Origin of the sequence: Streptomyces brevispora, from assembly GCF_007829885.1 — a bacterium.
Classification (GTDB): Bacteria; Actinomycetota; Actinomycetes; order Streptomycetales; family Streptomycetaceae; genus Streptomyces; species Streptomyces brevispora.
This window is the reverse complement of the sequence record NZ_VIWW01000001.1, coordinates 5,500,686-5,521,587: the sequence shown is the minus strand read 5'-3', so window position 1 is coordinate 5,521,587 and position 20,902 is coordinate 5,500,686. Positions and strand designations below refer to the sequence as shown.

At 70.8% G+C, this 20,902-nt stretch carries 15 protein-coding genes; 6 read left to right on the top strand and 9 right to left on the bottom strand.

Annotated features, from left to right (window positions below; genetic code table 11):
• Positions 1-60: 60 nt before the first annotated feature.
• From FHX80_RS25625 to FHX80_RS25600, 6 genes are all read right to left on the bottom strand, one after another.
• Complete coding sequence (locus tag FHX80_RS25625) at positions 61-3,816, bottom strand: S8 family serine peptidase (protein WP_145766348.1); 3,756 nt, start codon at positions 3,814-3,816, stop codon at positions 61-63.
• Positions 3,817-3,923: 107 nt separating this feature from the next.
• Complete coding sequence (locus FHX80_RS25620) at positions 3,924-5,075, bottom strand: XdhC family protein (RefSeq protein WP_145766347.1); 1,152 nt, start codon at positions 5,073-5,075, stop codon at positions 3,924-3,926.
• A 36-nt stretch (positions 5,076-5,111) separates the two neighbouring features.
• Positions 5,112-6,569: an NCS2 family permease gene (locus FHX80_RS25615; protein WP_145766346.1), complete on the bottom strand. Its 1,458-nt coding sequence runs from the start codon at positions 6,567-6,569 to the stop codon at positions 5,112-5,114.
• Positions 6,570-6,835: 266 nt separating this feature from the next.
• A complete protein-coding gene (locus FHX80_RS25610) occupies positions 6,836-9,220 on the bottom strand; it encodes a xanthine dehydrogenase family protein molybdopterin-binding subunit (RefSeq protein ID WP_145766345.1) in 2,385 nt (794 codons plus the stop codon).
• Positions 9,221-9,223: 3 nt separating this feature from the next.
• Positions 9,224-9,817 (bottom strand): (2Fe-2S)-binding protein, encoded by a 594-nt coding sequence (locus tag FHX80_RS25605; protein WP_145766344.1) that lies wholly within the window; start codon positions 9,815-9,817, stop codon positions 9,224-9,226.
• Positions 9,818-9,819: 2 nt separating this feature from the next.
• Positions 9,820-10,710 carry an FAD binding domain-containing protein gene (locus FHX80_RS25600; RefSeq protein WP_145766343.1) on the bottom strand — a complete coding sequence of 297 codons (891 nt, stop codon included), beginning with the start codon at positions 10,708-10,710 and terminating at the stop codon, positions 9,820-9,822.
• A 259-nt stretch (positions 10,711-10,969) separates the two neighbouring features.
• Here FHX80_RS25600 and FHX80_RS25595 point away from each other — a divergent pair, with 259 nt between their 5' ends.
• Positions 10,970-12,703, top strand: a complete 1,734-nt coding sequence (locus FHX80_RS25595; RefSeq protein ID WP_145766342.1) for a PucR family transcriptional regulator — start codon at positions 10,970-10,972, stop codon at positions 12,701-12,703.
• Positions 12,704-12,865: 162 nt separating this feature from the next.
• Positions 12,866-13,651: a hypothetical protein gene (locus tag FHX80_RS25590; RefSeq protein ID WP_145767495.1), complete on the top strand. Its 786-nt coding sequence runs from the start codon at positions 12,866-12,868 to the stop codon at positions 13,649-13,651.
• Positions 13,652-13,796: 145 nt separating this feature from the next.
• Here FHX80_RS25590 and FHX80_RS25585 read toward each other — a convergent pair whose 3' ends face one another.
• Complete coding sequence (locus FHX80_RS25585; RefSeq protein ID WP_145766341.1) at positions 13,797-14,558, bottom strand: GntR family transcriptional regulator; 762 nt, start codon at positions 14,556-14,558, stop codon at positions 13,797-13,799.
• A 144-nt stretch (positions 14,559-14,702) separates the two neighbouring features.
• Here FHX80_RS25585 and FHX80_RS25580 point away from each other — a divergent pair, with 144 nt between their 5' ends.
• The gene (locus FHX80_RS25580; RefSeq protein ID WP_145766340.1) at positions 14,703-15,563 is read left to right on the top strand and encodes a (2Fe-2S)-binding protein; all 861 of its coding nucleotides are present in this window, start codon (positions 14,703-14,705) and stop codon (positions 15,561-15,563) included.
• Between the two features lie 192 nt (positions 15,564-15,755).
• Entirely contained in the window at positions 15,756-16,838 is a 1,083-nt protein-coding gene (locus tag FHX80_RS25575) for a DUF2637 domain-containing protein (protein WP_145766339.1), read from the top strand.
• Positions 16,839-16,904: 66 nt separating this feature from the next.
• On the opposite strand, the gene FHX80_RS25570 is transcribed toward FHX80_RS25575, so the two are convergent.
• Positions 16,905-17,267: an ATP-binding protein gene (locus FHX80_RS25570; RefSeq protein WP_145767494.1), complete on the bottom strand. Its 363-nt coding sequence runs from the start codon at positions 17,265-17,267 to the stop codon at positions 16,905-16,907.
• 269 nt (positions 17,268-17,536) lie between these two features.
• Between FHX80_RS25570 and FHX80_RS25565 the strand changes: the two genes are divergently transcribed.
• Entirely contained in the window at positions 17,537-17,929 is a 393-nt protein-coding gene (locus FHX80_RS25565; RefSeq protein ID WP_145766338.1) for a guanyl-specific ribonuclease, read from the top strand.
• 80 nt (positions 17,930-18,009) lie between these two features.
• On the top strand, positions 18,010-18,399 hold the full coding sequence (locus FHX80_RS25560) for a barstar family protein (RefSeq protein ID WP_145766337.1): 390 nt from the start codon (positions 18,010-18,012) through the stop codon (positions 18,397-18,399).
• 59 nt (positions 18,400-18,458) lie between these two features.
• On the opposite strand, the gene FHX80_RS25555 is transcribed toward FHX80_RS25560, so the two are convergent.
• Entirely contained in the window at positions 18,459-20,846 is a 2,388-nt protein-coding gene (locus FHX80_RS25555) for a M9 family metallopeptidase (protein WP_145766336.1), read from the bottom strand.
• Between the last annotated feature and the right edge of the window lie 56 nt (positions 20,847-20,902).

Sequence of the window (20,902 nt, the reverse complement as noted above, 5' to 3'; positions counted from 1 at the left end):
AGGCGGCCGCGCACCCCGGTCCAGGGGTGCGCGGCCGCCTCAAGAGGGAACCTCAGCAGGTCACTTCAGGCCGAAGGCCCGGATGATCTCTTGGTCCACGGAGAAGCCGTCGCCGGCCTCCGCGTGAGCCTTGAGCGAAACCGCGGTGGCGCCCTTCTTCGGGGTCTTGAACCGGGCGGTCCAGGAACCGGCCGAGTCCTTCTTCAGCTGCACCGCGCTCCAGGTCTCCCCGTCGTCGTAGCTGACCGACAGCGAGGCCTTCGTCGCCTTCACGGAACCGTCCAGCCACTCCTGCGTGGCGGACGAGAGACCGATCTCGGTCTGCTTCCCGGCCTGCACATCACCGGCCAGGTCGGTCGTGACGTCGTAGTCCAGCTGGAGGAGCGGGATGTCGGCCTGTTCCGGTCCGGCCGGGTCGATCGCGCCCGAGAGGAAGTTCCACTCGGTGTGCGTGCGGATCGAGGTCTTCCAGATCCCCTCGTCGCGCGAGGCGTCGAGCGCCAGCCGGTACGGCAGCTTCTCGGGCGAGAGGTCGAAGGCGTAGCCCGCGCGGCCCGCCGACTTCGCGAGCTGCTTGTCGCCCTGGAAGAAGGCGATGATGCCGCTGTCGTACTCGTTGTCCGGCATGGAGCCGGAGTGGCCGGCACCGGAGTCCGTCCACGGCGTGATGTTGAACTGGATGTCGTTGTACGAGGAGCGGAAGGGACCCCAGTAGCCGGTGCCCAGACGCGGGTGGCTGACCGGTGCGAACCACGAGTCCCGGTAGCTGCGGCCCGCGGTGTAGTCCATGGTGCCGCCGCGCTCCTCCAGCGCGGCCTCCGATTCGTCGTCGTTGAAGACCGAGTGGTCCTCGTACCAGAACGAGGCGCCGGGCAGCGGGGTGACCCATTCGGTACGGGTGGCGGGGTACTTCTCGTACTCGGGGAAGCCGATGCCGTAGCCGTAGTCGGGGATGTCGTAGCGGTAGCCGCCGCCGACCACGTCGCGGTTGCCGTAGAAGGTGTTCTCCACCTTCGCCAGCTGACGGGCGGTCGGGGCGAAGGCCAGCGAACGGTCCGGGATCGTGCCGTCGTGGCGGTCGACCAGGTCGTACACGTAGCGCGCGAACTTCCGCTGCTGGACGGTCACCTTCTTGCCGCGCTGGGCAGCCTTGACGAGTCCCTCGCCGGCCAGGCGCTGAACGGTGGCGACCGGGATCGCCGCCGTGGTGCCGTAGTCGGCGTAGGACTCCATCAGCACGCCGTCGCCCTGGTTGACGACGAAGAGCGCCTCGGCCCCGGCCGCGACGGCAGCCGCGATCCGGTCGGCGGGGGCCACCTCGGCGCTGCTGCGGATCACGACGGCCTTGCCCTTGGCGTCGACGCCACGGTAGTCGGCGGCGGCGCCGTTGCCCGCGAAGACTCCGGCGAGCTTCTTCCGGCTGTCCTCGGCGACGGGCGAACCGCCCTGCACCGCCACCGGCACATCACGGCCGTCGGCCGTCAGGTCGATCAGCTTCTCGCCCTGCCGCCAGCGGGTCAGGAAGGAGAAGCTGCCCTTGGTGACCTTCTTGGTCGGGCTCGCCCACAGCTGGTCGTACACCATCGGGATCTGGTACGCGTCGCGCTGGAGGGTGCCGTCCGGTGCGGTGCGCGCCATGTCGTAGCGCAGTTGGCGGTTCTCGGTCTCCTTCGGCGTCCTGACGCTGACCTTGTGGGCCTTGGAGGCGTCGAGGGAGACGGTGGTCGCCTTGTCGAGGACGATCTCGGGGGCCGCCAGGAAGGCGAGGGCCTTCGAGTCGGCGGTGTCGCCCTTGATGTCGGCGGCGGTCCAGGTGATGTAGTTGCCCGGCGGCAGCCGCAGCGTGGTCTCGCCCGACACCGCGACGACGCCCAGGTTCTCGTCGCCGAGGGCGGCGAAGATGACCTGTCCGTCCATCGGCTTGCCCGCGCGGTCGCGGAGCTCGATCTTCAGGTCGTAGAGCTCCTGCTCCTTGTTGAGCGCGAAGCCGGTGTGCGCGACGGTGGTGCCGGCGGCGTCCTTCGCGATCACCTGACCGGAGAAGGTGGTGTTGTTCGCGACCTTCGACGGGTCGAGCGAGAGGACGGCCTCGGCGGTCGAACCGGCGGGCACGGTCAGCTGCTTCTCCGAGAGTGTGTAGGCGTCGGCGTCCGTGTCGGTCGCCAGGTCCAGCGTGACGTCCTTGTCACCGGTGTTGCGGTAGGTGATGGTCCGCTCGGCGACCGGATCGGAGGCGGAGTGCGGCCAGTCGTAGGACGCGACGGCGACGGAGCCGGTGGCCTCGATCGTGGTGTCGATCGCCGCCTTCACATCGAGCCGGCCGGTGCCCTGCTCGTACGGGGTGTAGTCCGGCAGCTCCTTCGACGAGGTCATCAGCGCGTCCTTGATGCGCTGACCGGACCAGTCGGGGTGCCGCTCCTTCATGATGGCCGCGGCGCCCGCGACGTGCGGCGTCGCCATCGACGTACCGGACATCGACTGGTACATGCCGCTCATGCCCGGGACCGACTGCGAGGCGGCCGCGTTGATGTCGACGCCGGGTGCGGAGAGGTCCGGCTTCAGGCCGTAGGAGCGGGTGAGCGGGCCCATGGAGGAGAAGTCCGCGCGGTTGTCCTGCTTGTCGACGGCGGCGACGGTGAGCGCCTTGTCCGCCGAACCGGGCGAGCCGATGGTGCCCGCGCCGTACGCGTTGCCCGCCGCGATCACGAAGAGCGGACCGCCGTCGGCCGAGAGGGCGTTGACCGCCTGCGACATCGGGTCCGAACCGTCGTCCGGGATGCTGGAGCCCAGGCTCATGGAGACGACGTCGGCGCCTTCCGCCTTGGCCCACTCCATCGCCTCGATGATGCCGGAGTCCGCGCCGGAGCCCTCGTTGCTCAGCACCTTGCCGACGATCAGGTCGGCGGCCGGGGCGACGCCCTTGTTGAGGCCGTCGGAGGCGGCGCCGGAGCCCGCGATCGTGGAGGCGACGTGCGTACCGTGGCCGTTCTTGTCGTCGACCTCCTCACCGGGCACGAAGCTCCTGGACTCCAGGACGCGGTCCTTGACGTCCGGGTGGTCGGCGTCGATGCCGGTGTCCAGGACGGCGACCTTGGAGCCCTTGCCGTCGTAGCCGGCGGCCCAGGCCTGCGGGGCGTTGACCTGCGGGACGGAGTCCTTCAGCGCGGCCTCGACCCGGCCGTCGAGCCACAGCTTGTCGATGCCGTTGTCGAGTGAACGGGCCTTGGGCGTACCGGCGATGTCGTTCCAGAAGGAACGGGTGGTGGCCTTGCCCGCCTTCAGTGCCGCGCCGTGGATGCTCTCCAGCCGGCGGACCGTCTTGCTGCCGCGGGGTGCGGCCGGCAGCGAACGGGCCTTGCCGGCCGGGTAGGTGGCGATCAGCGGGATACCGCCGGACTTCTTGTCGTCGTACCCCATCTTCGCGAGCGCGGTGACGTTGAAGAGCCGGCGGTCCAGCTTGCCGGCGGCGATCAGGCCCGCCGCCTCGTCGGGCAGGACGTAGACGTCGTCACCCGCCTGCTGGACATGCACTCCGCCGGCCGCGCCGTCGGGGCGGTCCACGGTGACGGTGTCCTGCTTGCCGACCCCGTCGGTGTAGTGGACGACATCACCCGTCAGCAGGGTGACGTCGTACTGCTTGACCGGGGCGGCCCGGCGGTCGGTGGACGGGAGATGACCGGTGGCGGCGGAGGCCGAGCCCGTGACGGGGAGCAGTGCGCCGCTCACCAGGGCGACGGAGGTCGCTATGAGGAGGGCCCTGCGCCCCGCACGAGCGGGTCTCGCCCTGCCGGAGACGGTGGAGGGGGTGAATGTCATGCAGCTGATCTACCGGTAAATCGGCGGCTGCGGTGAGGTTCACACCTGGCGTGAATGCGCCGTGGCGGCTAACCGCCGGTCGGCGCGGGTGCGCGCGGGGGGCCTGTTCAGGCCACGGAGGCGATGCGCCCGGCGGGCGGCCGGGCGCTGCTGTGATGGATCGGGGTGTGCGCGCCGGTCAGCGGAACACCACTGCCGCCGCGGCGGTCGGCGACTATCTCGGCGGCGATCGACAGGGCGGTCTCCTCGGGCGTACGGGCGCCCAGATCGAGGCCGATCGGCGAGTGCAGGCGGGCCAGTTCCCGTTCGGTGACCCCGGCCTCGCGCAGCCGGTCGTTGCGTTCCAGATGGGTGCGGCGCGAGCCCATCGCGCCGACGTACGCGACCGGCAGCTTCAACGCCGCCTCCAGCAGCGGGACATCGAACTTGGCGTCATGGGTGAGAACGCACAGAACGGTGCGGGTGTCAATGCCGGTCCGGGCCAGATAGCGGTGCGGCCAGTCGACGGCCAGCTCGTCGGCGTCCGGGAACCTGGCCTTCGTGGCGAACACCGGGCGGGCGTCGCACACCGTGACGTGGTAGCCGAGGAACTTCCCGGCCCGCACCAGCGCGGCGGCGAAGTCGATGGCCCCGAACACGATCATGCGGGGCGGTGGAACGCTGGACTCGACGAGCAGCGTGAGGGGCTGCCCGCAGCGCGAGCCCTCGGCGCCGATGGTGACGGACCCGGTGCGGCCCGCGTCCAGCATCGCGCGGGCCTCGGCCGCTGCGGTGCGGTCGAGCTCGGGGTGTCCCCCCAGCCCGCCCTCGTATCCGCTGTCCGGCCGGACGAGCAGGGGCCGGCCCAGGAGTTCGGCGGGCCCGTCGGTGATCCGGGCGACCGCCGCCGCCTCGCCGCGTGCGGCGGCGGCCAGTGCGGCGGCGTACACCGGGCGGGCGGGGTCGTCCGCCCGGACCGGTGTCACCAGGATGTCGATGACGCCGCCGCAGGTCAGACCGACCGCGAAGGCGTCCTCGTCGCTGTAGCCGAACCGCTCCCGCACGGTGATGCCGTCATCGAGGGCCTGTTGGCACAGTTCGTACACCGCGCCCTCCACACACCCGCCGGAGACCGAGCCGATCGCCGTGCCGTCACGGTCGACGGCCAGTGCGGCGCCGGGCTGCCGGGGCGCGCTGCCACCGACGGCCACGACCGTGGCCACGGCGAATTCGCGTCCCTGCCCGGCCCACCGGTCGAGCTCCTCGGCGATGTCCAGCATCTCGGCCTCCTTGGCGGATGTGTGAAGGCGGGGACGTCAGTTGACGCCCAGCCAGCTCTCGAGCGGGTGGAGTGCGAAGTAGACGACGAAGATCACCGTCAGCCCCCACATGAAGCCCCCGACCTCGCGGGCCCGGCCCTGGGCGACCTTGATCGCGACCCAGGAGATGACACCGGCCGCCACACCGGTGGTGATGGTGTAAGTGAACGGCATCAGGACCACGGTCAGGAAGACCGGGATGGCGACGGCGCGGTCGCTCCAGTCCACGTGTCGGGCGTTCTGCATCATCATGGCGCCGATGACGACGAGGGCGGCGGAGGCCACCTCGGCCGGCACGATCGCCGTGAGCGGGGTGAAGAAGAGGCAGGCCGCGAAGAAGAGGCCGGTGACGACGGAGGCGAGTCCGGTACGGGCGCCCTCGCCGACTCCGGTCGCGGATTCCACGAAGACCGTCTGTCCGGAACCACCGGCGACGCCGCCGACCGCACCGCCGACACCGTCGATGAACAGCGCCTTGGACAGGCCCGGCATCCGCCCCTTGTCGTCGGCCAGCTCGGCCTCGGTACCGACACCGATGATGGTGGCCATCGCGTCGAAGAAGCCGGCCAGTACGAGGGTGAAGACGACGAAGCCGACGGTCATCGCCCCGACATCGCCCCAGCCGCCGAACTCGACGTCCCCGAAGAGCGAGAAGTCCGGCGCGGAGACCGCGGAACCCTTGAGCTCGGGCGGGCCGCTGCTCCAGATCTTCGGGTCGACGTCGGCGACCTTGTTGATCACGACGGCGACCACGGTACCGACGACGATGCCGATCAGGATCGCGCCGGGGATGTTGCGGGCCTGGAGCATGAAGATGAGGAGCAGGGTCACCGCGAAGACGAGAACGGGCCAGCCGGCAAGTTCGCCGGCCGGGCCGAGCGTCACCGGGGTTGCGGCGCCCTTGCCCACGAAGCCGGCCTTGTAGAGGCCGATGAGGGCGATGAACAGACCGATGCCCATGGTGATGCCGTGCTTCAGCGCGAGCGGGATCGCGTTCATGATCAGCTCACGCAGGCCGGTGACCACCAGCAGGCAGATCACCAGGCCGTACATCACGCACATGCCCATGGCCTGCGGCCAGGTCATTTCCGGGGCGACCTGTGAGGCCAGGACGCCCGAGACGCTGAGTCCCGCGGCGAGCGCGAGGGGGACCTTGCCGACGAATCCCATCAGCAGGGTGGTCGCCGCCGCCGCGAGTGCGGTGGCGGTGATCAGGCCCGGCTGGCTGAGAATGTTCCCGTCCACGTCCTTGCCGCCGAGGATGAGCGGGTTGAGCAGCAGGATGTACGCCATGGCCATGAAGGTCGTGACTCCGCCGCGCACTTCGCGCGCGACGGTCGATCTGCGCTCGGATATGTGAAAGTACCGGTCGAGCCAAGATCTGCCGGCGGGGACGCGCGAGCCGGGGCCCGCTTCCTCCGCGGTGTTCTGGGGCTCCACTGACTGCTGGGTCATGATGCCTGACTCCCAAGGTTCACAGGGGCACCCGCGATGAGGATTCGAGATGCGGGATTTGGGATGACTGCGCTGGCGGCACGACCCGGGGGACGGCCCGAGGCGAACTGTTCATGCAGGGTGGATGTACGGGTACTTCGTCTTCGGTCGAGCAGGTCAAGGGCCGCGAGCGGTGCGGAACTTGGGGTTTTCCGGGCGGTGCGGGCGGAGGAAGTGCGACGTTCCCTGGAGGCGCGCACCGCCCGGAGGCTGTGGAGGAGCCGCGGTCAGGTGCCGGTGAGGTACTCGGGTCGTACCGGCGTCCTGTTGAGCTCCAGTCCCGTCGCGTTCCGGATCGCCGCGAGTACGGCCGGGGTGGACGACAGGGTGGGGGCCTCGCCGACGCCACGGAGCCCGTACGGGGCGTGGTCGTCGGCGAGTTCGAGCACATCGACCGGGATGGTCGGTGTGTCGAGGATGGTGGGGAGCAGGTAGTCCGTGAAGGAGGGGTTGCGCACCTTCGCGGTCCTGGGGTCGACGATGATCTCCTCCATGACGGCGATGCCCATCCCCTGGATGGTGCCGCCCTGGATCTGGCCCACGACCGACAGCGGGTTGAGCGCCTTGCCGACGTCCTGGGCGCAGGCCAGTTCGATGACCTTGACCAGTCCGAGTTCGGTGTCGACCTCGACGACCGCGCGGTGCGCGGCGAAGGAGTACTGGACGTGGCCGTTGCCCTGTCCGGTGCGCAGGTCGAAGGCCTCGGTGGGCCGGTGGCGCCACTCCAGCTCGATGTCGACCGCCTCGTCCTCCAGCACGTCGGCCAGATCGGCCAGTGCCTCGCCGCCGTCGGTGACGACCTTGCCGCCCTCCAGGAGGAGTTCGGCGGTGGCCCAGGCCGGGTGGTACGTGCCGAACTTGCGGCGGCCGATGTCCAGGACCTGTTCGCGGACGGCCTCGCAGGAGTTCTTCACCGCGCCGCCGGTGACGTACGTCTGCCGGGAGGCGGAGGTCGAGCCGGCCGAGCCGACCCGGGTGTCGGCCGGGTGGATGGTGACCTGGGCGACGCCGAGTTCGGTACGGGCGATCTGGGCGTGCACGGTGACGCCGCCCTGTCCGACCTCGGCCATGGCGGTGTGCACGGTCACGACGGGTTCGCCGCCGATGACCTCCATGCGCACCCGGGCGGTGGAGTAGTCGTCGAAGCCCTCGGAGAAGCCGACGTTCTTCAGGCCGACGGCGTAGCCGACACCGCGTACGACGCCTTCGCCGTGCGTGGTGTTGGACAGTCCGCCGGGCAGCGCCCGTACGTCGGCCTGCTCGCCGGCACTCTCCCACTGGCGCTCGGGCGGCAGTGGCATGGCCTTGACCCGGCGCAGCAGTTCGGCGACGGGCGCGGGCGAGTCGACCCGCTGCCCGGTCGGCAGCAGGGTGCCCTGCTCCATGGCGTTGAGCTGCCTGAACTCGACCGGGTCCATGCCGAGTTCGGCGGCGACCTTGTCCATCTGCGCCTCGTAGGCGAAGCAGGCCTGGACCGCGCCGAAGCCGCGCATCGCGCCGCAGGGCGGGTTGTTGGTGTAGAGGGCGAGCGCCTCGATGTCGACGTCCTCGACGACGTACGGGCCGACGGCGAGCGAGGAGGCGTTGCCGACGACGGCCGGGGAGGCGGAGGCGTAGGCGCCGCCGTCCAGCACGATGCGGCACTTCATGTGGGTGAGCTTGCCGTCACGGGTCGCGCCGTGCTCGTACCAGAGCTTGGCGGGGTGGCGGTGGACGTGTCCGAAGAAGGACTCGAAGCGGTTGTAGACGATCTTCACCGGCTTGCCGGTGCGCAGCGCCAGCAGGCAGGCGTGGATCTGCATCGACAGGTCCTCGCGGCCGCCGAAGGCGCCGCCGACGCCGGAGAGCGTCATGCGGACCTTGTCCTCGGGCAGGCCGAGAACGGGGGCGATCTGGCGCAGGTCGGAGTGCAGCCACTGGGTGGCGACGTACAGGTCGACGCCGCCGTCCTCGGCGGGCACGGCGAGGCCGGACTCGGGGCCGAGGAAGGCCTGGTCCTGCATGCCGAAGACGTACTCGCCGCTGACCACGACATCGGCGCGGGCCTTCGCCGCCTCCGCGTCGCCGCGGATGATCGGCTGGCGGTGGACGATGTTGGGGTGCGCCACGTGCCCGATGTGGTGGTCGGTGCGGCCCTCGTGGACGAGGACCGCGTCGTCGGCGGTGGCACTGGCCTCGTCGGTGATGACCGGCAGCTCGCGGTAGTCGATCCGGATCTTCGCGGCGGCGCGGCGGGCGGTCTCCGGGTGGTCGGCGGCGACGAGCGCCACCGGCTCGCCGTGGTGGCGGACCTTGCCGTGGGCGAGGACGGGGGTGTCCTGGATCTCCAGGCCGTAGTTCTTCACCGCGGTCGGCAGGTCGTCGTAGGTGAGGACGGCGTAGACGCCGGAGGTGGCGAGGGCCTCGGAGGTGTCGATCGACACGATCTCGGCGTGCGCGACGGTGGAGCGCAGGGTGTGGCCCCAGAGCATGTCCTCGTGCCACATGTCCGAGGAGTACGCGAACTCGCCGGTGACCTTCAGGATGCCGTCGGGGCGCAGCGTTGACTCGCCGATGCCGCCCTTGGTGCGGGTGCCCTGGTTGATACTGGTGGGGGAACCGGTGACGCCCATCGTCTAGACCGCCTCTTCCGCACGGGCGGCCGCGAGGCGGACCGCGTCGAGGATCTTCTCGTAGCCGGTGCAACGGCAGAGGTTGCCGGACAGCGCCTCGCGGATGTCCGCGTCGGAGGGCTCGGGGGTGCGCTCCAGCAGTTCGTCGGCTGCGACCAGCAGACCGGGGGTGCAGAAGCCGCACTGGACGGCTCCGGCGTCGATGAACGCCTGCTGGATCGGGGAGAGCTCACCGGTTTCCCGGGCGTCCTCGCCGGATGGCTCGGCCTCCCAGCGCCGGGCCTCGTCGAGCGCGGTACCGCAGGCGCCGGAGGCGCAGCCGGTACCGGGGTGGGCCTCGGAGCGGTGGGCGGCGAAGTCGGCGAGACCCTCGACGGTGATGACCTCGCGGCCCTCGACCTGGCCGGCGGCCACCAGACAGGAGCAGACCGGAACCCCGTCGAGGCGGACCGTGCAGGAACCGCATTCGCCCTGCTCGCAGGCGTTCTTGGAGCCGGGCAGGCCCATCCGCTCACGCAGCACGTAGAGGAGGGACTCGCCCTCCCAGACGTCGTCGGCCTCGTGCCTGCGGCCGTTGACGGTGAAATTGACACGCATGGCTATGCGGCTCCTTCGGTGCTGCGGCCGTTGCCGCGGTACGACTCCCAGGTCCAGCCGAGGGTCCGGCGGGCCATGATCCCGACCGCGTGCCTGCGATAGCTCGCGGTGCCGCGCACGTCGTCGATCGGGTTGCAGGCGGCCGCGGCGAGCGTGGCGAACTGTGTGGCGACGGACGGTGTGATGATCGTGCGGCTTTCCCAGAACCCGCCCTCTTCGAGTGCGGCGTTCAGGAAGTCCTCGGCCGCCTTCGCCCGTACGGGGGTCGGGGCGGCGGATCCGATGCCGGTGCGGACCGTACGGGTCTCGGGGTGCAGCGCCAGGCCGAAGGCGCAGACGGCGATGACCATCGCGTTGCGGGTGCCGACCTTGGAGAACTGCTGCGGCCCGTCGGCCTTCTTGATGTGCACGGCCCGGATCAGCTCGTCCGGTTCCAGGGCGTTGCGCTTGACGCCGGTGTAGAAGGCGTCGATGGGGATCAGCCGGGTTCCGCGGACGGATTCGGCCTCCACCTCGGCGCCCGCGGCGAGCAGCGCCGGGTGTGCGTCCCCGGCGGGCGAGGCGGTGCCCAGGTTGCCGCCGACGCCGCCGCGGTTGCGGATCTGCGGCGAGGCGACGGTGTGCGAGGCGAGCGCCAGACCGGGCAGCTCGGCCCGCAGGTGCTCCATGATGGCGCTGTAGGGGACAGAGGCGCCGAGCCGTACGCTCTCCCGGCCCACCTCCCACTCGGACAGCTCACCGATGCGATTGAGGTCCAGGAGGTACTCGGGCCGCCGGTGATCGAAGTTGATCTCGACCATCACGTCGGTGCCACCCGCGATGGGCACAGCCGTCGGGTGCTCGGCCTTGGCGGCGAGCGCCTCCTCCCAGCTGGCGGGGCGAAGGAAGTCCATGAGTGGCTCTCTTCTTCTCATTCGGGTCGTTCGCTCGGGCTGGGGACGGCCGGCCCTGGACTGGTCGTTCATATGTTGTTCACGCGGTGTGTGGCCCAGTACACAAGCCCTGCTCCACCTGGTGCAGTCACCGAAACCATGAAGGAGTTGGTTGCTCTCCGTTCTTGTCTTGTAGATTCGAACGAATGACGGGTCTCTGCGACCTCACCGCAATACCCAGTTTTCACCCGCGACAACAAATGAGATCGGCGGCGACGAGATGCGGCTGCGCGCACTGCTGGAGACCGACGCGCTGGGCCTGCGGCTGCTCGGCGACGACGGCGAGCTGGACCGGTCGGTCCGTGGTGTGATGACCACCGACCTGCGGGACCCCAGCCGCTACCTCACGGGCGGCGAGCTGGTCCTGACGGGCCTGGCCTGGCACCGGGACGCGAAGGACTCCGAGCCCTTCGTACGGATCCTCGCGGGAGCCGGTGTCGCCGGGCTCGCGGCGGGCGAGGCGGAGCTCGGCGACATTCCGGCCGATCTGGTCGAGGCGTGTCACCGGCACCGGCTGCCGCTCTTCGCCGTCAACGAGACCGTCGCGTTCGCAACGATCACCGAGCATGTGGTCCGCCAGGTGTCCGGCGAGCGCGCCGGAGACCTGGCGGCGGTGGTCGACCGGCACCGCCGGCTGATGACCTCGGGGCCGGCGGGCGGCGGTCCCGAGGTGGTCCTCGATCTACTCGGTACCGACCTGGACCTGCGGGCCTGGGTCCTCTCGCCCACCGGCCGGCAGATCGCGGGCGCCGGTACGCCGCTGCCCGGACCGGTCGGCGCGGAGCTGGCCGGTCTCCATCTGGCCGCGGTCCGCTCCGGCCGCCGCGCCCCGTACCGGGCCGCGGCCGGTGGGGTGACGTATTCGCTCTTCCCGATCCGGAACAACAGCCGGAGCGCCGTTCCGGCCTCCCGTGACGTGCGTGAATCGGTGCTCTCCGACTGGCTGCTCGCCGTCGAGGCCGACGCGAGCGACTGGCCGGCCGCCCGGCTCGACCTGCTCCAGGGCGTCACCCAGCTGATCGCGGTCGAGCGGGACCGTCGGGACGCGGCCCGTACGGTACGCCGCAGGCTCGCCCAGGAGGTCCTTGAGCTGGTCCAGGCGGGCTCCCCGCCCGCCGAGATCGCCGCCAGGCTGCGGGTCGCCGCTCCGGTCCTGCTCCCCGGCCTCGGGGCCGCGCCGCACTGGCAGGTGGTGGTGGCCCGGGTCGACTGGGACGCGCAGGGCGCCTCCGCGGGCACCGGGTCCGGCATCGCGGGCGGCGCGGTCGCCCAGGCGCTGCTGGAGGAGATCCTGGTCGACCCGGCCGTGACCGGCCCCGACTCGGCGGACCGGATCGCGGTCGCGCACTCCGGCGACGAGGCCGTCGCGCTGGTGCCGCTGCCCGCCGCCGTCCCGCCGTCCGCGGACACGGCAGGCGACACGGACCCGGACGGGCCGGAAACCTCCGCGGAGGGTCCCGCGCTGCACGCCGACGTCCTGCTGGCCGCCGTCCACGCCCCGCTCTCCGCGGGGCTGGCCGACGACGGCCGCCTGACACTCGGTGTCAGCGCCTCGGTGCATTCGCCCGAGGGGCTGCGCGGCGCACTGGAGGAGGCCCGGCACGCCCGCCGGGTGGCGGCGGCCCGTCCGGGGCGGGTCTGCGCGGCCGGCCATCACGAGCTGGCCTCGCACGTGCTGCTGCTGCCGTTCGTCCCGGACGACGTGCGCCGCGCGTTCACCGCACGGCTGCTCGACCCGCTGCGGGACTACGACCGGCGGCACCGCGCGGAGCTGATCCCGACCCTGGAGTCGTTCCTGGACTGCGACGGTTCATGGACCCGCTGTGCGGCCCGGCTGCATCTGCACGTCAACACGTTGCGCTACCGGGTCGGGCGAATCGAGCAGTTGACGGGGCGTGACCTTTCGCGGCTGGAGGACAAGCTCGATTTCTTCCTCGCCCTGCGTATGAGCTGACTCCCGGGACTCCGGCGGCCACGGAGGCCTCACGTCGATTGTGAAAACTTTCACCTGACATTGCCTCGACCCCTTGGCCCGGCGTGCCATTCCGTGCTCTGATGCGGCCAGACTCAACAGCTCAATGGCGCGCTCGGGGAGGGCAATGTGGCGTACACCGCCATGTCTGGTTCCGGAACGACAGCAGATGACGATCCGCCGCTCCAGACAGCGGTATGGCGGTTGCGGTCACGCGCATGCTGGACGGACGCCGCGGCGCTGCTCGAACAGGACGCCGCCACCGATCCGGCGGCGGCGCTCCAGCGGACGGCCCTGCTGACCGAGCGGTGTCTGTACACGGGACAGGGCTGGACCGACGCCGAGGACGCCCTGCGCACCGCCGAGGCCCTGGCCCACGACGACGCCGAGCGCGGGGCCGCCGCCTGCGAACGCGGACATCTCGCGTACGCCTCGACCCTGCTGCGGGTACGGGACCGGGCCGACGAGGCCCGGGTGGCGCTGAGCCGGGCGGCGGCGCTTCTCTCGCCGGCCGCAGCGGCCCGCCCGCTGCTCGACTTCCGGCGGGGCCTGATCGCCCAGAACATCGCCGATTCGCCGCAGGCCGCGCGCGCCGCGTACCGCAGGGCGCATGCCGGTGCCACCGCCCAGGGCGACGAACTGCTCCTCTCCTCGACCTGGCGCCACCTCGCCCTGATCGCGCTGCGCGAGGGGGAGCTGGCGGAGGCCCGGCACGGGTTCGCGGAGTCCCTGCGGATACGGGAGGAGCTGGGCTACCTGGTCGGGACGGCCCCGGCGCTCATCGCCATGGCGGACGCCGAACCGGAGCCCGAGGCGGCGACCCGGCTGCGCGCCGAGGCGGGCAGGCTCTTCCGGCTGCTCGGCGGCGTACCGACCTGGCTGGCCCCGCACATCGACCCGCCGGGGCCGGAGACGGCCGGGGCGAACTGAGGCCGGGCCGGGGGGCTGCCGCCGCGCCTTCGGGTGCCGGGTGCCGACGCCCGTCCGAGACCTGTACCCGTCCGAGGGCTGCACCCGTCCGAGGCCGACACCTGTCCGAGGGCGGGGCAGGGGTTTCCGCAGCGCCCTCGGGGCGTCAGACGCCGACGCCCGTGAAGTGTGCCCGTACGAGTGACTGCACGACCGCCACGTCCTGGGCGATCAGCGCGTCCAGCAGTGCGGTGTGTTCGGCGGCGTCCGCAGGCAGGTCGGCGCGGCGGGTGACGGGGCCGGCCTTCAGGGGCCACTGGGAGCGGCGGTGCAGATCGTCGGCCACGGTCACCAGTTGGGCGTTGCCGGAGAGGGCGAGCACCGCTCCGTGGAAGGCCCGGTCGGCCTCCGCGTAACTCGCCCGGTCGCCACCGGCCGCCGCCGCGACGGTGGCGTCGGCCAGTGGGCGCAGGGCGCACCAGCCCGTCGGCGGCACGGTGCGGGCGAGCCGCAGCATGACGGGGACCTCGATCAGTGCCCGTACCTCGGCCAGCTCGGCCAGCTCGCGCGGGCCGCGTTCGGAGATCCGGAAGCCGCGGTTCGGCACGACCTCGACGGCTCCCTCGACGGCCAGTTGCTGCATCGCCTCGCGCACCGGCGTGGCGGAGACCCCGAAGCGGGCGCCGAGGGCCGGGGCGGAGTAGACGCGCCCGGGGACGAGTTCGCCGTCGGCGAGGGCGGCGCGCAGGGCGTCCAGGATCTGGCCGCGCACGGAGTGCCGCCGCACCACGACCCGGGGCGCGGGCGGCTCGCTGTGGGTGTGCTCGCCACGGGCCTGTTCGGGCACCCGGGCGGACGGGTGGGCGGTCACGGACGCGGCGGACGCGTACGGCGGCCGCACTTCCTCACGCGTTCTGCCCTGCTCCACGGGTACCTCCTCGGCCGGCCGGGCACGGCTCGCGTGTGCTGTGCCCCTTGTGCACGATAGGCGGAGGAGGCCGCAGTTCAAACATCGATCCGTTCGGGTAAGGTAAGGCTTACCTCTAAACGATCGCGATTCGGTGGTCCTCGCATGCCCCTCCCCGCCCTGCTTCCCGCACCGCACCCCGCTGCGACGACCTCGGCCGTGGCAGCGGCTTACGCGCGTCTGGCCGAGGTCTTCCCGGGACTGCGCGCCGAGGTGCTCGCGGACGGCGAGTCCGCCCCGGGCGGCGTCGGCTGGGTGGGTGCGCACGAGCTCGCGGCCGGCGGTGGCGCCCTGGACACCTTCCTCGCCTGGGACAACGCGCAGGTGCTTCGGGACTACGGACAGCAGGCCCGGCCCGACGTGGTCGCCAGCTTCGGGCTGCACCGTTACGCCTGGCCGACCTGTCTGCTGGTGACGGTGCCGTGGTTCCTGCACCGGCGGGTGCCCCGGATCCCGGTCGAGGACGTCGCGTTCCAGCGGGCGCTGGGCCATCTGACCGTCCGGGTGCGGGAGTTCGCCTGCCTGCCCGACGATCCCGCGGCGGCGCTGCCGGGTGCCCGGGTGGTGGCGGACGAGGCCGCGCTGCGCGCCGAGGTCCTCTCGTCGGTGGCCGAGCACCTCGGACCCGTGCTCGACGGCTTCGGGCCGCGCATGCGGCGTGGCAAGCGGGCGTTGTGGGGCATGGCGACGGACGAGATCGTCGAGGGCCTCTGGTACATCGCCCATCTCCTGGGCGAGGAGCGGCGTGCGATGGCCGAGCTGGACGCGCTCCTGCCGGGCACCACGAAGCCGTACGTCGGCACGGCGGGCTTTCGCGAACTGATCGGTCCCGGCGGTGAGTCGCTGCCCACCCGCGACCGGGCGAGCTGCTGCCTCTTCTACACGCTGCGGCCCGAGGACACCTGTGTCACCTGCCCGCGCACCTGCGATGCCGACCGGCTCCGGAAGCTGACGCCCGTCTCCTGATCCACACCGCCCGCAAGGGTGACGTAATTCGAACAGAACTGCCCCACCACTGAGGGGTATTCGACCAGATCGCGGAAAATTCACCCGCTCAACCACCCCATTGGCATTCACTTGCCCTGAAACCGCCTGGACTTGAGCGAATCTCCGCCACAATTGCGTCCGAAACGCCCTACGCGACGCAAGGGACCGCGCATGAGACTGACCGACATACCGCTTGACTGGCTGCTTCCGGGCGCCGTGCTGCTCGCGGGGGTCATGGCGGCTGTGGCGGTGGCGGTGGTCGCGCGCGGCAAGCGCGCCTCTGACACATCCACAGCCGACGACACCTGGGAACGCAGCGAGGAGCGGCGCAGACGCAAGGAAGCGCTCTACGCCACCGCTTCGTACGTCCTGTTGTTCTGCTGCGCGGCGGTCGCCGCCGCGCTCTCCTTCCACGGTCTGGTCGGCTTCGGCCGGCAAAACCTCGGCCTCGCCAGGGGCTGGGAGTACCTGGTGCCGTTCGGCCTCGACGGGGCCGCGATGTTCTGCTCCGTGCTCGCCGTCCGGGAGGCCAGCCACGGCGACGCGGCACTCGGCTCCCGGCTGCTGGTGTGGACCTTCGCCGGTGCCGCCGCCTGGTTCAACTGGGTGCACGCACCGCGCGGCCTGGACCACGCGGGCGCCCCGCACTTCTTCGCGGGGATGTCGCTCTCGGCGGCCGTGCTCTTCGACCGGGCACTGAAGCAGACCCGCGTCGCCGCGCTGCGCGAGCAGGGCCTGGTGCCCCGCCCGCTGCCGCAGATCCGGATCGTACGGTGGCTGCGGGCACCCCGGGAGACCTTCGGCGCCTGGTCGCTGATGCTGCTCGAAGGGGTACGCACGCTCGACGAGGCGGTCGACGAGGTACGCGAGGACCGCAGGGAGAACGAGCAGAACCGTCTCCGCAGAAAGGACCAGGAGAAGCTCGACCGGGCACAGATCAAGGCCCTGAACCGGCAGAACCGGGCCTGGGGGCGGGCAGGCAATGCCGGCACCCAGGTGGACGTCCAGGCCATCGCCGCAGCGGGCTCCGCGCAGTCCGTCGCGGAGCCCGCCATATCCGAGCCGGGTCAGCTGCCTCTGCGACCCCGGCCATCCCTGCAAGCCGTCAGCGGCTCCAGCTCCAACAGCGCCTCGGACCTGAGCACAACTGATCCGAGAGCCGTCGACCTCACTGCCGAGGACGACACCCTGTCCCTGCCCCGGCTCGACTCGCTGGAGCAGAAACTGAAGAACCTGGAGCAGCAGTTCGGCTGACCCTCTTGGGACGGCACGCAATTCAACACGGTTGGCTCTGAACGGTCCTGACCATCCCACGGATGGTCAGGACCGTTCGCCGTCCAGTTCGAACCAGACCACCTTGCCCAGCGTCTTCGGGCTGACCCCCCAGGCGTCCGCGAGGCTCTCCACCAGGATCAGACCCCTGCCGTGCGTACCGTCGTCGGCGTTCGACACGTGCGACACGGGCATCCCCGGGACGAAGTCCCTCACCTCCACCCGCAGTTTCTGCGGCGCCACGCTGACGGCGACGACCGCGCCGTCGTCCGTGTGGACGAGCGCGTTGGTCACCAGCTCACTGAGCAGCAGCTCGGCCACCTGTGCGGGCTCCTCCCTCCATCGATACCTCAGTAATTCGCGTACAGCACACCGCACTTCGGAAACCGCGGCCAGATCGGCGCGGCACAGCCTGCGATGCAGCCGGCCCATTCCCTGACGCTCCATCTCCCCCGCCCGCACAGTGAATCGCCTCCTTGTCGTCGAATGTGCTTCACGCAATGCATGCCCCGCCCACGGGCTGTCACGCTTGCCGACGAGTCAATGAGTGCGAAAACACAGCATCCGGGGCGGATCCCGCGCTCCAGGACGTGGGACTACCGCCGTTCAGGTTAACTTCCAAAAAATTCACATGAGTTGGCGTTGACGGGACCACATCTACGCGCGTCATCATGATGGGTATGCGAATCCCCCCACGGATCACCACGCTCGGCGGCGTCGCCGCCCTCCTGTCCGTTCTCTTCGTCGGTGGCCACGTCGCGGCGACCGCGACGGCCGCCACCACGTCGGTCGGCAGCATCTGCTACTCCGCCCTCCCCTCCCAGGCACACGACACCCTCGATCTCATCGACTCCGGTGGCCCCTTCCCCTACGACCAGGACGGCGTCGTCTTCCAGAACCGCGAAGGCGTCCTGCCCGGTCAGAGCACCGGCTACTACCACGAGTACACCGTGATCACCCCCGGCGCCCCGACCCGTGGCGCACGCCGGATAGTCACCGGTGAGAAGAGCCAGGAGGACTACTACACCTCCGACCACTACGTGACGTTCGACCTCGTCGACCTCGGCTGCTGAACCCTCCCCGGTCAGGTCCGCGCCGCAGTCCCCCACCTGCGGCGCGGACCACCGAAGCGACGGACTTGTACGCTCCCTCCATGACCGTGACCTATGTGATCGACGGCTCCCAGGTCACCGGCCTGGAGCGTTTCTGGAACGTGGTCGGCGAGGCGGTGAACGGGCCCGGCGGCTACTTCGGCCGCAATCCCGACTCCTTCGCGGACTGCCTGCGCGGCGGGATGGGCACGCCGGACGACGGCGACTTCGTCATCGAGTGGCGGGACCACGCCCGCTCGGCGCGCGCCCTGGGCCATGAGGAGACCGCGCGGTACCTGCGCGGCCTGCTGGGCCGCGCCGATCCGAGCAACCTGCCGCGGCTGCGCGAGGAACTGGCCCGGGCGGGCGCGGGGCTCGGGCCGACGCTCTTCGACCGGCTGCTGGAGATCATCCGGGACGAGACACCTGCGGGCACCCTGCGACTGCGCTGAGGGCCACGGGCGCGGCGTCGGCCGCACCCGTGACCCTCCGTCGAGCGATGCCGCCCGGCTCAGTACTGCGTGGAGACCTTCACTCCGCCGAAGTCCTGCACGGCGTAGAGGCTGATGTAGTGGGCGCCTTCCGCCGGGTGGTCGACGGTCAGCGTGTGGGCGTTTCCGCTGCCGGTCGCCCGGGCGGTGTAGGAGCTCATGGTGGCCCAGCCGCCGGCGCTGTAGTAGAGGTCGGCATCCCCCGTGCCCCCGCTCGTCGTGATCTTCAGCCGGGCGGTGCCGGCGGGCACGTAGACGTAGAGGTAGGAGTAGTTGCCCTTGGTGGCCTGCTGCCCGCTGCGGGCGCAGTTCTGGCCGAGTTCACGGTTGTCGGCGGCGGCACACTCGGTGCCCGGCTCGGTGGGCGGGTTGGTGGTGGTGCCGCAACTGCCGGCCGCACAGGACGTCAGCCAGGTGTTCCAGTCGGCGTCGTAACGGCTGCCGATCGTGGAGGTGAGCAGGGTGCGGGCGCCGTTCCAGTCGCCGCCGCGGTAGAGACCGAGCAGCTTGTCCACGTCGGCGCGGTGTGACTGGAGCATGTAACGGACCGCCAGATAGCCCCAGTTGTATATGCGGGCCTGGTCGGCGTTCTCGTACGTGGTGTCGAACAGGGTGCGCAGGGTGTAGGTGTGCGCCGCTGCCTGGGTGACGGCGTCGTCGTAGGTGACGTCACGGTAGGTGTAGGAGACGTACTCCGCGAAGCCCTCGATCCACCAGATGGTCGGCGTCGTGATGCCGGCGTCGAAGTCACCGGCCATGTCGAACCGGCCGTCGAGGTAGTGCGTGTACTCGTGGTTGAGGTTCCAGATCTGGAAGACGGGCCGGACCCACTCGGCCTCGTAGGCGATGAACCGCGGCTGGTTGCCGGCCGCGGCGGGGTCGCCCTCCAGGTACATTCCGCCGTTGTTGGTGTCGATGCCGTAGATGGCCCCGGCGTAGGTCTGGTAGTCGGTGCTCGAGTCGAAGACCACCACCTCGATGGAGCTGTTGCGGTCGTTGGCGACGGGGCCGCTGTCCCGCACCACGTTGTGGAAGTAGGCGTCCTGGTTGCGCAGACTGGTGCAGGCGGTCGCGAGGTCGGACGAGGACATCTGCTGGGCCAGGATGCGAATGCTGGTACTGCACGTGTAGTTGACCGGGAGTACGGCGCTCTTGAGCCGGGCCGACAGGTCGCAGGTGCCGTAGGCGGAGCAGTTGGCCGCGTCGTAGTAGTCGGTCATCTCCGCCAGGCCGACCCAGAGCGGCGCGGTGGGTCCGGTCAGGGAGCTCCGGCCGAGCAGGTCGGTGACGAGGGGGCGGGCCTTGGGCCGCAGCGACGCCTCCTGGAGGAAGCGTGCCAGCTCGCGTCCCGCGTTGGAGGTCAGATACGACTGGTTCGTGCCCAGCAGGCTCAGGTGGTCACGGGCGAAGCCGGCGAGCGAGTCGAGCAGGCTCGGGTCCGCCTCGACCGCGCTGACGAACTCCGGCACCTGATGGCCCCGGAAGGTCACGGTGTACACGTTGTTGACCGCGTTGAGCATGTACCAGGAGCTGTTGTACGAGGCGTTGTAGTCGGCGAGCAGGCGCTTGACGACGTACAGGTAGCGGGCGTTCTGCTCCGCGCTGTCGATGAGGGTGACGGCCTCGGCCAGGGTCTCGCCGTTGGCGTCCGTGACATCGCGGGAGTGCGCGGAGGCGAAGAAGCCGTCAAGTCCGCCCCGGATGGCGGTACACAGCGCGGCACCGTAACTGCCCACGGTGCCCGGGTCGTAGTACTGCACGTAGTAGCCGGCCCGGAGGAAGAGCACCAGTTGCGGCATGCCGGTGCTGCTGTCGCCCGGGTAGGCGGCCGATCCGTCGCGCATGGCGTTGGCGACGCTGACCATCTGGGCCTCACGGAAGGCGAGGTACCCGTCGTTGCCCTTGACCCCGAACAGGGTGTTGACGCAGTCGGTCGTCGACGACTTGACCTGCTGCACCAGGGCGCTTCCGGTGCGGCTGGTGAAATCGGCGACGGAACAGGCGGTGGCCGCGCCGGTTCCGGCCGACTTCGCGGCGGAGCGGGCCTTGGCCTTCATCGAGGGGGCGGGGTGGCTCGGCGCGGAGGTCCCGGGGTCGTCGTAGTCGCGCCGCAGCGCGTCCTTGGAAGCGGTCTGCGGTGCCCGGTCCGCGGGCTTCAGCGCCTTGTCACCCAGGTGACCGGCATCCTGGACGGGTGCGGTGAGGGCCTGTGCGGCGGGGCCACCCGGATCCGGTGCGGTCGGGTCAACGCCCGCCCGCTCGGCGGCCGTCGCACTTGCGGCGGCCGCGATGGCGGGGTGGACCTCGGTAGCCCGGCTCGGTGCCGCGAGCATGCCGACTCCCAGACAGGCCGCCAGGGCCACGGTGGATAGCCCGGTGAATCTCTGACGAACCGTTCGGTTCTTCACGTGCCGCCTCCCAGCGGAGTGGTGGCCGCGCGACGGTGCGCGGTCGTGGGGGATGG